General features: G+C 38.7%; 11 protein-coding genes and 1 tRNA gene. 8 read left to right on the forward strand and 4 right to left on the reverse strand.

Annotated elements, in window-relative coordinates:
• Positions 1-330: 330 nt before the first annotated feature.
• From U0R11_RS03380 to U0R11_RS03390, 3 genes are all read right to left on the reverse strand, one after another.
• Positions 331-402 (reverse strand) — tRNA-Arg (locus tag U0R11_RS03380).
• A gap of 12 nt (positions 403-414) precedes the next feature.
• Positions 415-1,131: an RluA family pseudouridine synthase gene (locus U0R11_RS03385; RefSeq protein ID WP_275613483.1), complete on the reverse strand. Its 717-nt coding sequence runs from the start codon at positions 1,129-1,131 to the stop codon at positions 415-417.
• Positions 1,132-1,139: 8 nt separating this feature from the next.
• Positions 1,140-2,336, reverse strand: coding sequence for an anhydro-N-acetylmuramic acid kinase (locus U0R11_RS03390; protein ID WP_406749805.1), 1,197 nt, complete (start codon positions 2,334-2,336; stop codon positions 1,140-1,142).
• Positions 2,337-2,690: 354 nt separating this feature from the next.
• Between U0R11_RS03390 and lhgO the strand changes: the two genes are divergently transcribed.
• The 7 genes from lhgO to U0R11_RS03425 all read left to right on the forward strand — a co-directional run bounded on the left by lhgO (position 2,691) and on the right by U0R11_RS03425 (position 12,606).
• Positions 2,691-3,890, forward strand: coding sequence for an L-2-hydroxyglutarate oxidase (lhgO, locus tag U0R11_RS03395; RefSeq protein WP_406749806.1), 1,200 nt, complete (start codon positions 2,691-2,693; stop codon positions 3,888-3,890).
• A 77-nt stretch (positions 3,891-3,967) separates the two neighbouring features.
• Complete coding sequence (locus tag U0R11_RS03400; RefSeq protein WP_406749807.1) at positions 3,968-5,731, forward strand: ABC transporter ATP-binding protein; 1,764 nt, start codon at positions 3,968-3,970, stop codon at positions 5,729-5,731.
• Between the two features lie 119 nt (positions 5,732-5,850).
• Positions 5,851-7,527 (forward strand): dihydroxy-acid dehydratase, encoded by a 1,677-nt coding sequence (ilvD, locus tag U0R11_RS03405; protein WP_406749808.1) that lies wholly within the window; start codon positions 5,851-5,853, stop codon positions 7,525-7,527.
• A gap of 87 nt (positions 7,528-7,614) precedes the next feature.
• The gene (gene ilvB, locus U0R11_RS03410; protein WP_406749809.1) at positions 7,615-9,357 is read left to right on the forward strand and encodes a biosynthetic-type acetolactate synthase large subunit; all 1,743 of its coding nucleotides are present in this window, start codon (positions 7,615-7,617) and stop codon (positions 9,355-9,357) included.
• A gap of 9 nt (positions 9,358-9,366) precedes the next feature.
• Positions 9,367-9,900, forward strand: a complete 534-nt coding sequence (gene ilvN, locus U0R11_RS03415; RefSeq protein ID WP_166374395.1) for an acetolactate synthase small subunit — start codon at positions 9,367-9,369, stop codon at positions 9,898-9,900.
• A gap of 56 nt (positions 9,901-9,956) precedes the next feature.
• Positions 9,957-11,000, forward strand: coding sequence for a ketol-acid reductoisomerase (gene ilvC, locus U0R11_RS03420; protein ID WP_406749810.1), 1,044 nt, complete (start codon positions 9,957-9,959; stop codon positions 10,998-11,000).
• Positions 11,001-11,466: 466 nt separating this feature from the next.
• Entirely contained in the window at positions 11,467-12,606 is a 1,140-nt protein-coding gene (locus tag U0R11_RS03425; protein WP_406749811.1) for a 2-isopropylmalate synthase, read from the forward strand.
• Here U0R11_RS03425 and U0R11_RS03430 read toward each other — a convergent pair.
• Entirely contained in the window at positions 12,603-13,691 is a 1,089-nt protein-coding gene (locus U0R11_RS03430) for a mechanosensitive ion channel family protein (RefSeq protein WP_406749812.1), read from the reverse strand. The genes U0R11_RS03425 and U0R11_RS03430 overlap by 4 nt on opposite strands.
• A 92-nt stretch (positions 13,692-13,783) precedes the next feature.
• Here U0R11_RS03430 and U0R11_RS03435 point away from each other — a divergent pair, with 92 nt between their 5' ends.
• Positions 13,784-15,118: a hypothetical protein gene (locus tag U0R11_RS03435; protein WP_406749813.1), complete on the forward strand. Its 1,335-nt coding sequence runs from the start codon at positions 13,784-13,786 to the stop codon at positions 15,116-15,118.
• Positions 15,119-15,195 lie beyond the last annotated feature (77 nt).

A 15,195-nucleotide genomic window follows, 5' to 3' on the forward strand; every position in this document is an offset into this window, starting at 1 on the left:
AAAATGGATGTTTTTTGAATATTTTGCTGCACAAATACAGTTTCTAACCCAAATAAAAAAGGACATCCCTAGCTGAAATGTCCTCTTATTTAACTGATTCATTGTTTTGTGACCCCGGAAGGAATCGAGTCGAGCGCGACCCCGGCCTCATATTAGATACCTGAAACCTACCTGATTTGAGTTTATTTGATTCATTGTATATGTGCCAGTATTTTGTGTAGAAAATGGATGTTTTTTGAATATTTTGCTGCACAAATACAGTTTCTAACCCAAATAAAAAAGGACATCCCTAGCTGAAATGTCCTCTTATTTAACTGATTCATTGTTTTGTGACCCCGGAAGGAATCGAACCTTCATATTAGGTACCGGAAACCTACATTCTATCCATTGAACTACGGAGCCATAGAGTCAAAATTACGAAAACTTCTCCAACTGTTTGACAAGCACTCCGAAATCTTTCGGGTAGGGAGCCTCGACTGTGATAGGGCTACCATCCAACAAATTGAAACTCAAGCTATGTGCATGTAAAGCCACTCGCCGAATCAAGGGCAGCTCTTCTGTATCTTGTTTGAGATGAAACTTCTTCTTTAATTCCGATAAATAAATATCCTTGCCTCCATACATGGCATCCGCTACTATGGGAGCCTTTAAGCATGCCAAATGTATACGAATCTGGTGCATTCGTCCAGTGATGGGCATGCACTCGACCAAGGTATAATTTTTGTAAACTTTCAGCGTTTGAAACCAGGTTTCAGCATGTTTTCCTTTCGCTCGATCGATAACCACAATGCCATCTTTTAAAGGTAAAATGGGTAGATTGACCAACATCCCATCCCAATCGTGCATACCTTCCACTACCGCATGGTAGCGTTTGGCTGTTTCTCGATGCTCAAATTGCATGGAAATATGTCGGTATGCCTCTGGATTTTTGGCTATCACCAAAGCCCCTGAGGTCTCTTTATCTAGGCGATGTCCTACCTGTGCATCATCTGAATAAGCCTTAGCCAATCGTAAAACATTGGGAGCAAACACATCTTTTCGCTCATCTAGTGTGGAGATTCCAGAAGGTTTATTGATGACAAAAAAATCGCTGTTTTCGAAAAGGATAGCGTCCTCTAATTTCCATTTCATAGACAAATTTAGTTCGGTAGGCTAATTTTTCCTAAACTTAACCATGGGGAATCCCCCAATCGTCTATTCGGAGCCACTTGGTCATCCATCAATGTCTCGTTGGCCAACAAGGCAAAAAGCACAGCTTCCTTAGCTTCAGAGGCTATACCCAATTGATCTGATTCGACGACTTTCATCTTGGGATTAATTTTGCTTAATCGCTCCATTAATAAGGGATTTTTGCTACCACCACCACTCACAATCAAGTTGCAATGTATAGTTTGAATCGCTGGAATATAATTTTGCATGGCATTAGAGATACTTTGAGCGGTTAATTCTGTCAAGGTTCTCAAGGTATCTACTGGCGTTAAAGAATACCCATTTTTATGGATAACCTGGTTCAATAATTCTAGATTGAAATATTCGGGTCCAGTACTTTTTGGGAAAGCCTCATTGAAAAAAGGTAAATTTAATAAGGAGTCTAATAATGGTATATGCAAAATTCCTTGTCGAGCTAGCCGCGCATCTTTATCATAATGAAAACCTGGGAAATGTTGGCGCACGTAAGCGTCTAATAAAGTATTTCCGGGTCCGGTATCGGTAACTAAAATATCTTTGGGGTCTTGACTGGCCGACAAATACGTAAAGTTTCCTATCCCGCCAATGTTTAGTAAGATGCGATGTTCCTCTTTTTTAGAGAATAAAAAATAATCACCATACACCGCCAATGGGGCTCCTTCTCCACCTCCTGCAATATGTTTTTGGCGAAAATCGGAAAAGGTAATAATGCCTGTCAAATGAGCAATATGATCAGCATCGCCAATCTGCATTGTTGAGTTTGGCAAATTTCCAGAACGCATCGGACGATGCATTACGGTTTGACCATGCGAGGCAATTGCATCAACTTCTTTTGGAGCAATTCCCCAGCTTTGCAAGCTGTCTAAAATGTATTTTGCATGTAAACGTCCAATTTGAGCATTCAATGTAGATAAGCTAGGAAAATGAATCTGATCCTTGGCAAATACTTCCCGAATAGATTGCTTGAATTCCTCTGGATAGGGGATGGTATGATGTTTGACTAATTCTACTTGTGTCTGTAAGCCAAAACCACTAAACCGACAAAGAGCTAGGTCTAAACCATCCAAGGAGGTACCCGACATTAAGCCTAGAATCAATCGACTAGGTTTTTGAGCAATCTGGTATAATTGGGCGATTTGTGGATTCAATTTTTATTGATGGTTTAAAATGGTGCACCAGTAATTCTAATGAATAACATCATGTTATGGTAGATTTGACAACTAGATTTGACAACTAGATTTGACAACTTTTCAAAAGTTGTCAAATCTTAGTGCCATTAAACTAAACTAAACTAACTTAACTTAACTTAACTTACAGTTAGCATAACTTAATTACTAAACACATTAACAAACCCCTAATCTTAACCCCAAGCTTAGCACTAGCAAAGCTACAAAAAAAGAGGCTTTCCCCTTGACATAAATTATCAAGCAAGCGATAATTAATTGATAATTCCACCACCCGATTCTGTATATTTGTATCATTTTTTAAACAATTTGACATTCATGGCTTTAGATGTAATTATTGTAGGAGGTGGTATTGTAGGTCTAGCAACAGCTCATCGATTATTAGAAGCAAAACCCGATTTGCAAATTGCTTTATTTGAAAAGGAAAATATGGTTTCTCTGCATCAAACAGGGAATAACTCCGGAGTCATTCACTCAGGATTGTATTATAAACCAGGCTCCTTAAAAGCCAAGAATTGCATCGAAGGCTATCATCAATTGATTGAATTTTGCGATCGTGAATCTATTCCATATGAGTTGACTGGTAAAATCGTGGTGGCAAGTAATCACGATCAGCGGAGTCAATTGGAAAATTTATTTCAACGAGGTCAACAAAATGGTTTGGAAGGTCTAATGAAACTGTCTTTGGCTGAAATGCAAGAACATGAACCTTATGTGACTGGGGTAGAGGGTATGTGGGTTCCACAAACAGGAATCGTGGATTACCGTGTTGTAGCGGCTAAATTGGCTGAAAAAATCCAGCAGGCAGGTTGTACGATTCATTTAAATGAACAAGTAATAGGTATTACTAAAGGTATTAGCTATTCCATAGTTGAAACGATTAAAGGCGTTTATGAAACCAAATTGATTATTAATTGTGCAGGTTTGTATTCCGACGAAGTGGCCCAATTGTCTCAAAGAGAGCCTTTAGATGTGCGAATTGTGCCTTTTAGAGGGGAGTATTTTAAATTGAGAAAAGAGAAAGAATATTTGGTTAAAAACCTCATTTATCCCGTTCCAGATCCTAACTTCCCATTTTTAGGCGTTCACTTTACTCGCATGATGCGTGGTGGTGTGGAGGCTGGACCTAATGCAGTTTTAGCATTTAAAAAGGAAGGGTACAAGAAAATGGGGGTTGATTTCAAAGAACTTTGGAATACCTTAACTTGGCCAGGCTTTCAAAAAGTGGCTGCCAAATACTGGGAAACAGGTTTGGGTGAAATGTACCGTAGCTTCTCCAAAGAAGCATTTACCAAAGCTTTGCAAGTGTTAATTCCCGAAATTCAAGAGCAAGATTTAGTGGAAGGGGGAGCAGGTGTTCGTGCGCAAGCTTGTGACCGAAACGGTGGTTTATTGGATGATTTCTCCATCATTGAAGATGCCAAAATTATCAATATATTGAACGCACCAAGTCCCGCAGCCACCTCTTCATTATCTATAGGTAAGACGGTATCAGAGATGGCATTAACTAGATTTTAACCGTTTTTGGGACTTGGGGAACCCAAATTCACTTGAACTCGTTCAAGAATATTACCTTCACCATTAGACAATTCCCAATGAAATTATTATTTACCTATTTAAGTCATTACCGCTGGCGTGTGGTTGGAGCCTTAGCTCTAGCGGCCACGAACCAGATTTTTTCATTAATGGACCCCTATATTTTTAGGAAAATCATTGATGATGTAGCTGCTGTATATCGATCGAATACGCATACGATGGATCAATTCATACAAGCTATATGGCCCTTGGCCTTGGCTTCAGTAGGGGTTGCATTCGTTTCTCGTGTAGCTAAAAATTTTCAAGATTATGTCATCAATACGGTAACCCAAAAGGTGGGAGCCAATTTGTATTCCGACGGTATTCGGCATTCCTTGGAATTGCCATATGAAACTTTTGAAGATCAACGTTCGGGAGAAACACTAGGAAAATTACAGAAGGTACGTATTGATGTCGAGAAGTTAATTACAGTCGGTATCAACATTCTTTTTCAATCAGTCATAGCCTTGATTTTTATCTCGGTTTATGCCTTTTCAGTGCATTGGATGATTTTACCTCTGTTTTTATTGACAGGCCCTCTCATTGCTTTTGTTTCATCCGTCCTGAGTCGGAAAATTAAAACGATTCAAATTCAAATAGTTAAAGAATCTACCGCCTTAGCAGGTTCTACCACAGAGTCCCTACGGAACATAGAATTAGTAAAATCCTTGGGATTGGCAGATCAAGAAATTCGACATTTGAATGCCACTACAGAAAAAATCTTATTGTTAGAGCTAAAGAAAGTGCGTTATGTGCGCTCTATGGCTTTTGTTCAAGGAACTTGCGTGAATTTATTACGTATGCTCATGGTTGTAGTCTTGATTTATTTGATTTACCAAGGTCAAATCACCATCGGTCAGTTTTATTCTTTAAATATCTATTCTTTCTTCTTATTCAATCCTTTGCAAGAGATTGGTAATGTGGTGAATACCTATCGTGAAGCGGAAGTTTCATTGCAAAATTTTGAGCAAATTTTAAATATTCCCATTGAGAAGAAACCAGATAATCCTAAAGCGATTACTTCCATTCAAACCTTGCAATTTGATCAAGTTAGTTTCCAGCACCAATCGGCAAATTCAGAGGCTTTGAATAATATCAGTTTTGATGTGAAAGGAGGAGAAACCATTGCATTTGTGGGTCCATCAGGAGCTGGTAAATCAACCTTAGTAAAATTGTTGGTAGGTTTGTACCGTCCAAAAAAAGGAAAAGTCTTTTATAATGGAGAAGAAGGGGAACATATCGACTTTGATCAACTAAGAAAGAAGATTGGTTTTGTGACTCAGGATACTCAATTGTTTTCAGGATCGATTCGAGAAAATTTATTGTTTGTTAATCCCAATGCTACGGATGCCCATTGTTTGGAAGTATTGGAAAAAGCAGCCTGTCAAACACTATTGGCACGTGCCGATAAAGGTTTGGATACCTTGATTGGAGAGGGTGGAGTGAAAGTGTCGGGTGGTGAAAAGCAGCGATTGAGTATAGCTAGGGCATTATTGCGGGATCCCAATTTATTGGTTTTTGATGAAGCTACTTCGGCTTTAGATTCTTTAACAGAAGAGGAAATTTCGGAAACGATTCGAGCTATTTCACAAGAAGCAGAGCATCTAACGATTTTGATTGCACACCGTTTATCAACCATCATGCATGCTACCCGAATTTATGTATTGGAAAAGGGACGTATCGTAGAGCAAGGTTCGCATGAGCAGCTTATTGATAGCAAAGGATTGTATTATGCTATGTGGCGTCAACAAGTAGGAGAAAATAAATCCAGCGAAAGCTTGTAAGATACCTTTAAAAAATTTTGCAATTCCTTGATTATCCATACATTATTTGGGAATCTTTTGTTTCGAACAAATAGGATTGTGTATATTTGTTGTTTGAAAAAATTTCATACCAAAAGACTATGTCATTAAATAAATTCTCTAAAACTCTTACTCAAGAGATTACAAACCCTGCAGCTAAGGCGATGTTGTATGGAATCGGATTGACATCTGAGGACATGCAAAAAGCACAAATTGGTATTGCTAGTACAGGTTATGAAGGTAACCCATGCAATATGCACTTAAATGGTTTGTCAGTCCATGTGAAAAAAGGAATTCAGGAGAACGGCATGGTAGGTTTGATATTTCACACCATCGGGGTGTCGGATGGTATGACCAACGGAAACGACGGCATGAGCTATTCTTTGCCATCTCGTGATATTATTGCAGATTCCATTGAAAACGTGGTAGGAGCCCAGTGGTATGATGGAGTGATTGCCGTGGTTGGTTGTGACAAGAATATGCCTGGAGCTATGATGGCTTTGGCACGTTTGAACCGTCCCGGTATGTTGGTTTACGGAGGAACGATTAAATCGGGTTTATATAAAGGAGAGAAATTAGATATCGTGTCGGCTTTCGAAGCATTGGGTAAGAAATTCGCAGGAAATATTTCTGATGAAGATTACGAAGGAGTTATTCGTAATTCTATTCCTGGTCCGGGTGCTTGTGGAGGTATGTATACCGCTAATACCATGGCTTCTTCGATGGAGGCTATGGGTTTGGTACTACCTAACTCATCCACTTATCCTGCTACTCACGAAGGTAAAAAAGAAGAATGTTTAGCTATAGGTGCGGCGATGAAAGTGTTGTTGGAGAAAAATATTTGTCCACGTGATATCATGACGCGTCATGCCTTTGAAAATGCCATGACCGTTGTAATGGCCTTGGGAGGTTCTACCAATGCTGTTTTGCATTATTTGGCCATAGCATATTCCGCAGGAATCGAATTTAGTCTGAAAGATATTCAAGATATTTCGGATCGTACGCCATTATTGGCTGATTTGAAACCTTCTGGCAAATATTATATGGAAGATGTGTTAGCTATTGGAGGAATGCCAGCTATTTTGAAATATTTATGGCAGCAAGGCTTTTTACATGGAGAATGTATGACCGTAACGGGCAAGACCATGGCGGAGAATTTAGTGGATGCTCCAGATTTGAATTTTGAAACACAAAAAATTATATATCCAGTAGCTACACCGATCAAAGCTACGGGGCACTTGCAAATATTATATGGCAATTTGGCTACCGAAGGCGCCGTAGCGAAGATTACAGGAAAAGAAGGGGAGCGTTTTGAAGGTACTGCCAAAGTATGTGAGCGCGAAGAAGAGGTAATCGAGTATATTTCTAAAGGAGAAATTAAGCCAGGGCATGTGGTCGTTATCCGAAATGAAGGCCCTAAAGGAGGTCCTGGAATGCCAGAAATGCTAAAACCAACTTCTGCTTTGATGGGAGCGGGTTTAGGAAATAGTGTGGCGATGATTACGGATGGACGATTCTCAGGAGGAACGCACGGTTTTGTCGTAGGTCACGTAACGCCAGAGGCGCAAGAAGGAGGAAACATTGGATTGGTTAAGGACGGTGATAAAATTACGATTGATGCAGTAGATAATCAGATTATCTTACACGTATCGGATGAAGAATTGGCCGAGCGCCGTAAGCAATGGAAACCATTGGTTTCTGAGCATACTACGGGAGTTTTGAGAAAATATATCAAAAATGTATCATCAGCCAGCTTAGGTTGTGTCACAGATTTGTAAAAAATGACCAATTCAATTTTTTTCTAGATGAGTATGACTTAAATTAGTCGGACCATTTAACTGAAACAAAATATAGACCAATTAATCATGGGAAAAACCCAAGTAGAAGCTACTCAACCTACATCAACTCAAACCTCAAAATTTAAAACTGGGGCTCAAGCGGTTATGCAATCGTTGGTTGAGCAGGGGGTGAGTACCATTTTCGGATATCCAGGTGGAGCCATTATGCCTACCTACGATGCTTTGTTTGATTATCGTGATCAATTAAAGCATATCTTAGTGCGCCATGAACAAGGTGCAGGCCATGCCGCACAAGGCTATGCCCGTATGTTGAATAAGGCTGGTGTTTGCCTTGTGACTTCTGGTCCTGGAGCAACAAATTTAATTACACCTATTGCCGATGCCATGTTGGACTCTACTCCTATGGTATGTATTGTAGGTCAAGTAAGGGCCAATCTATTGGGAACTGATGCTTTTCAAGAATGTGATGTAATTGGTATGTCCATGCCGATTACCAAGTGGAATTATCAAATTGTTGATCCAAACGAAATTCCTGAAATTATAGCAAAAGCATTTTACATAGCAGAAACGGGTAGACCGGGCCCTGTATTAATTGAAATTACTCGTTCTGCCCAAGCAGAAACAATGTCGATTCCATTTGAATACAAAAAATGTGAATCGATTATATCCTATAAGCCTAGATTAGAGCCAAAAGAAGAGCACGTGGAGGCTGCAGCTAAATTGATCAATGGCGCTATGCGTCCATACATTTTAGCAGGCCATGGAGTATTAATCTCTCAGGCAGAAAATGAATTAAAGGAGTTTGTCGAGAAGACGGGTATTCCAGTGGCTACAACCCTTTTGGGAATGTCTGCTATGGATGCTGATCATCCGCTTTTTGTCGGTTGGCCAGGTATGCATGGAAACTATGGAGCCAATGTCTTGACTAATTCATGCGATGTTTTGATTGCGATTGGTATGCGTTTTGATGACCGTATCACAGGTGATTTAAGTACTTATGCCAAACAGGCCAAAGTAGTGCACATTGAAGTTGATCCGAGTGAGATTGATAAGAATGTGAAAGCAGATGCGCCCGTGGTAGGTGATGCTAAAGCGGCTTTAAAAGCTTTATTACCTTTAGTTAAAAAGGCAGAACATAAGGAGTGGAGAGCGGAGTTCAAGAAATATGACGACGAGGAGTATGAAAAGATTACCAAGAAAGATTTATATCATGAAGGTAATCAAATCAAAATGGGAGAAGCCATTGCTTTATTGTCTGATAAGACAAAAGGGGAAGCGGTGGTTGTGACCGATGTAGGTCAACATCAAATGATTACCAACCGTTATTACCGATTTAAAAAGCATAATTCCATCGTAACCAGTGGAGGAGCAGGAACCATGGGCTTTGCCTTGCCAGCTTCTTTTGGAGCGAAAGTAGCCGTTCCTGATCGAGAGGTCGTTGCAGTGATTGGTGATGGTGGCTTCCAAATGACTTTGCAAGAATTAGGTACTATTGCACAAAGTGGTTTAGCTGTGAAGATCATCATCTTAAATAATAATTTCTTAGGTATGGTTCGCCAATGGCAATCCATGTTCTTTGATAACCGTTATTCTTTTGTTGAATTGCAAAACCCAGACTTTATTACCATTGCTAAAGGTTTTGGAATTGAAGGGCATACCGTGAGTGACCGAAATAATTTAGGAGAATCATTGGATACCTTATTGAACTCGAATAAGCCTTATCTATTGGAGGTTATTTGTGAGAAAGAAGAAAATGTATTCCCCATGGTGCCTGCGGGTGCTTGTGTGACTAAAGTAATGCTTGAGTAGAAATTATATATGTTAACAACTTACACGATATCTGTATTTACTACCAACACGATTGGTTTATTGAATCGCATCACGATTATATTTACGCGCAGAAGGCTGAATATTGAATGTTTGACGGTTTCAGAAACTGAGCGTAAAGGGGTGTCTCGTTTTACGATTGTGATTCGCAATGAGAATCGAGAGATTGTAGAAAAATTGGTTCGTCAAATACGTAAAATTACGGACGTATTGGCGGTTTTTGGTTATTTAGATGATGAAATTGTATTCAATGAAATTGCCTTATTTAAAATAGCTACGCCTTTGGGTTCCCCATCTTTGGATGTAAAAACCATTAATTTGGATTGGAATGCCAAGGTTGTTCATTGGGGTTTAGATTATGTTGTAGTAGAAAAAAATGGATCCGAAGAAGAAATCAATGAATTCTATGCTTATTTGAAGCAATGGGAAATATTGGAATATATCAAATCGGGCAGAGTGGCTGTAGGTAAAACAGAAAAAGGATTAGTGGAGTATTTACCAGAAGGTAATTGGGAAATTGTATAAAATTTGAAAGTATAATAAATTAATTAGAAAAGAATTTAAATTAAACAAAAACGAAAATGGCAAAGATTAATTTCGGTGGGGTTGTTGAAGATGTAGTAACAAGAGAAGAGTTTCCATTAGAGAAAGCTAGACAAGTATTGGCTGATCAAACAATCGCAGTTATTGGTTATGGAGTTCAAGGTCCAGGTCAAGCATTGAACATGAAAGACAATGGTCTGAATGTGATTGTGGGTCAACGTAAAGGAAAAACCTTTGATAAGGCTGTTGCTGACGGCTGGGTTCCAGGTGTAAACTTATTTGAAATTGAAGAAGCGCTTCAAAAAGGAACGATTATCTGTTATTTGCTTTCAGATGCGGCTCAAATTGAAATGTGGCCAACAGTGAAGAAATATTTGACAGCTGGTAAGTCATTATACTTCTCTCACGGATTCGGTATTACTTATAAAGAGAAAACGGGAATTATTCCTCCAGCAGATGTGGATGTATTCTTAGCAGCACCTAAAGGTTCTGGTACTTCACTTCGTCGTTTGTTCGTAGAAGGCAAAGGATTGAACTCTTCATTTGCTATATATCAAGATGCAACAGGTAAAGCTCGTGAGAAATGCATCGCTATGGCGATTGGTGTAGGTTCTGGATATTTGTTTGAAACAGATTTCTACAAAGAAGTTACTTCCGACTTAACAGGTGAGCGTGGAACATTGATGGGAGCTATCCAAGGTATTTTTGCTGCACAATACGAAGTATTGCGCGAGAATGGTCACTCCCCTTCAGAAGCATTCAATGAGACGGTGGAAGAATTGACTCAATCTTTGATGCCATTAGTTGCTGAGAATGGAATGGATTGGATGTATGCCAACTGTTCTACTACAGCACAACGTGGTGCATTGGATTGGTGGAGACCTTTTAAGGAGGCTACAAAGCCAGTATTTGAGAAATTATATCATTCTGTAAAAACTCAAGCGGAGGCTGCTCGTTCAATCGATTTGAACTCACAGCCTGATTACCGTGTAAAATTGGAAGCTGAATTAACGGAATTACGTGAATCTGAAATGTGGAGAGCTGGTGCTGCGGTACGTAGCCTTCGTCCAGAGCGTACCTAGTTAATAGATGTTTAAAAAAGGGGGCAATTAATTGCCCCCTTTTTTAATGGCTCAAAAGCAAAAAACGCTCACCTTTTTCTAACGCTGTCAAGGTTTCAAACCTTGACAGCGTTGAGCGTTAAACGATTTTCAAAACTTTTTTATTGTCAGTTTTCTATCTAGTTCTTGATAAATCAACTTGTTTTTATCTGTTTGATCCCTACCATGCAATTCGTGATTAGAAATCGGAAACATTTTTATTAAAATAAATTGATTTAATTTAATAAAATTTTATTCTAGACAATTGTTTTAAATAAGTTTATTTGTCTTTATTGATTATAAAATTTAGATTTTTACTCTTATTTTTGCTTGTTATTTTAATTTTTGTGGATTTTTAATCTAAAAATTTACTGTTTCGATATTTTTGTTTTTTGGTTAATAATGTAATTAAAGCTAGTTTTACCAAGCAATTAACAGAAACAAACCTATGAATAATCGTATACAAATATTTGATACTACGTTACGTGATGGAGAACAAGTACCCGGTTGCCAGTTAAACCGTGAGGAAAAAATTGAAGTAGCGAAAGAACTCGAAAAATTAGGTGTCGATATTATTGAGGCAGGTTTCCCAATTTCTTCCCCAGGGGATTTTGCTTCAGTCAAAGCCATTGCGGAAGTGATAACAGAGGCAACAGTCTGTGGTTTAACGCGTGCAAGAAAAGAGGACATAGATGCTGCTGCTGAAGCCTTAAAGCCAGCACGTAAACCGCGTATACATACTGGAATTGGTGCTTCTGATGTGCACATCAAGCATAAATTCAATTCAACTCGTGAAAAAATTATTGAGCAGGCCATTTGGGCAGTTGAATATGCCAAATCCTATGTAGAAGATGTAGAGTTTTTCGCGGAAGATGCTGGTCGTGCCGATTTACCCTTTTTAGCTCAACTAACCCAAGCAGTAATTAAAGCGGGAGCAACGGTTGTAAATTTACCCGATACTACGGGGTATTTATTGCCCCATCAAATGCATCATCGGATATCTTATCTTTTTGAGCATGTTGATAATATCCATCAGGCAACCATCTCTATGCACAATCACAATGATTTAGGTTTAGCTACAGCCAATACCATTGCTGGTATTCAAGCTGGAGCACGGCAAGTAGAGGTAACCATAAATGGAATTGGTGAAAGAGCGGGAAATACGTCTTTGGAAGAAGTGGCCATGATTTTAAATGTCCACAAGGACTTAGGTTTTACCACAGGAATCAATCCAAAACTTTTATTTCCCATTTCAAATTTAGTATCCAATTTGATGGGTATGCCTGTTCAAGCCAATAAAGCAGTGGTTGGAGCCAATGCGTTTGCCCACTCATCCGGTATACATCAGGACGGCTTCTTGAAACATGCTCAAAATTACGAGATCATGAATCCTGAAGATGTAGGTGTACCTTCTTCCGCTATCCTATTAACTTCTCGTTCGGGTCGTGCTGCGCTACGTCACCGTTTGCAATTGTTAGGCTTTGAATTAGAAAAATCAGATTTAGATAAATTATACACCCGTTTCCTTCTAATGGCCGACGAGCGTAAGATGATTCATGATGAAGATTTAAAAGAACTAGTTGGCTAGGTCATATTGGGTGCTGTTGCACTGCTTACTAAGCTGATTTTAGCTTCATGTAAACAGGTTAAAATACCCAAATTAATTTCTTGTTTGACGTGTTGGAATTTCCCATAATCACTAGTTTGAACAAAAAATGTTACCGAGATATCCAATGAATAAGTACCAAAGCCCTCAAATATAATTTTGGGGGCTTTTTTCTTACATAGAGGTTCTGCCAATATGAGTTGTTCGATTTGAGGTAAAACCGATTGGATTTGTTCAGGTTTACTCTGTAGAGAGCATGACAAGGTGTATTTTGCCCTACGGAAATGTCGTTCGCTCATATTTTCTAAGGACTGAGACGTTAATAATCGATTGGGAATCATGATCAAATTTCCATCCAAAGCCCTCAGTCGAGTACTTCTAAAGCCAATTTTTTCAACATCACCTGAAATGCTTCCAACCTGAATACTATCTCCCACCACAAAAGGTAAATCCAAAAAAATAGTGAACGAAGCAAATAAATTTTCTAAGGTTTCTCTTGCCGCCAATGCCAAAGCCAAACCTCCTAATCCTAATCCAGTAATGAGGGCCATTACATCTACTTGAAATACACGACCCAATAAGACAAATCCAGAACCTGCAATAATAAACACCATACCTAAATCGTTCAGGAATGGAATGAATTGTTGTTTTGACTTTTGTTCTACCCCCTGCCATTTTTGTTGGGCTATTAAAATAATCACTTTCAACATCCGTACTATCAACCAAGTGAAAGTGATAATGATGGCAGTTTCAAAGGCTTTTTGTAATAAAAACAATAGACCAAATTTTTCTACAGGATTGAAATGCCAAGCACTAGGAACATGCAAATATTGAATGCTGAAATACAAAAATATCCAAAACAACAAGAGCTCAACAGGCTTCCTCAACAATTGGATGCAATCTTGAACCTGAATAAATTGATTTGGCAAAAAACGAAAAATGATTTTAGAAAAGGAATTGGAAAAGAACCTTCTCAGTACTAGGCCAACAATCAATATTCCAATAAAAAATAATATGTCCTCCGCCGAATTTTCCAATAAATACCAATTAGCCAATGCTTCTCTCATCTGAATTATCAATTTTGACCCCAAATATAGAGAATAACTTAGTCGAATGTGAAAAAAAAGTACGACCTTTGCAGACTTACAGGCTAAGCTGTATGGTAAATTATTTTATGATTCTTCGTCCTTTGATTATCCAAAATTCTAAATTAAAAACAAGCCGCGTCTTGTTTCTAGCACTTAGCTTATTCATTAGTGCCGTTGTTAGCTTTGAAACTTCCGGCCAAACCATATTAAATTCACCACTTTCTTACATTGGAATGGGTGAACTAGATGAGGGAGGAAGCCCAAGTAATGCCATGATGGGTGGTATAGGTGTTTCTAATTCCAATGGAATTTATGCCAATATGATTAACCCAGCCCTATTGGCAAGAAATAGATACACTGTTTTTGAAGTTGGTGCCAAAACTGAACTAAAAGATTTACAAGATACACGTCAACGCCAACAAATCTTTGGTGGAAATTATCATTCTCTTAATTTGACTTTACCTATTACGAGTCGTTGGACTGCCTCTATTGGAATCCGTCCTCACTCATCTGTGGAATATGCTACTCGTTCATTCCGCCGTTTGAACTTGCTAGGAGTGGATAGTTTGATATATAGTTATGATGGAAAAGGTGGGGTAACCAAGTTGTCATTTAATAACGGTGTACGAATCGGGAAAGAGTTTTATTTAGGTTTCGGGATCGATTATTTATTTGGAACCGTAAATCGTAATGTGTCTACCCAGAATTTATCAGATGGTCAATACTATAAAATTCAATTAGAAAATAGAATAGATTATTCCGATTTTCTTTTTAGAGGAGGTTTGGCCTACCGCAAACAATTGAAAAATGACCTTTATGTCAATTTTGGAACATCTTTTGACCTTAGTTCTACACTAAGTTCAAAACAATTGAAGCGTTTTGCTATCATGGATCTCTCCGGAATTACCGCCATTAATGCAGATACTTTAAATAAGTCAACTCCATTTACTCAAAACCTACCTGTTACCCAGCATGTGGGTGTTAGTTTAGAAAAATTAGCTAATTGGATGATTGGAATCGATTATTCAAGAACGGATTGGACCAAAGTAGACAATAATTTAGGCCGCTCCACCAAATTGCCTGTCAGCTCTCGCTGGTCAGTAGGGGGGGAATATACTCCTGATTTTGAAGCTATTTCCAGCTATTTTAAAAGAGCAACTTACCGCGCAGGATTCAGCTATTCGACCACTCCCTATGATTTCTTGGGAAATGGAAAATATGCTGTGGATAAGTATGTTAGCCTTGGCGTTGCTTTGCCATTACGAAACCTATCGTTTTTGAATATTGCCTATCAAATTGGTAAACGTGGCGTCTTAGGGGAGAATGGTTTAGAGGAACAGTATCAACGAATTACCATTGGCTTAACCCTAAGTGACCTTTGGTTCCAAAAGGTGAAACTCAATTAACACCTCCCATGCGCGATTTGAGAAATCTCTTTTTGCTGCTTGTCCTGTCAATTGTCTCCCTGGCTTGTCGTGAAGAT

Source organism: Aquirufa salirivi, from assembly GCF_045310485.1.
In the GTDB taxonomy this organism is placed as follows: domain Bacteria; phylum Bacteroidota; class Bacteroidia; order Cytophagales; family Spirosomataceae; genus Aquirufa; species Aquirufa salirivi.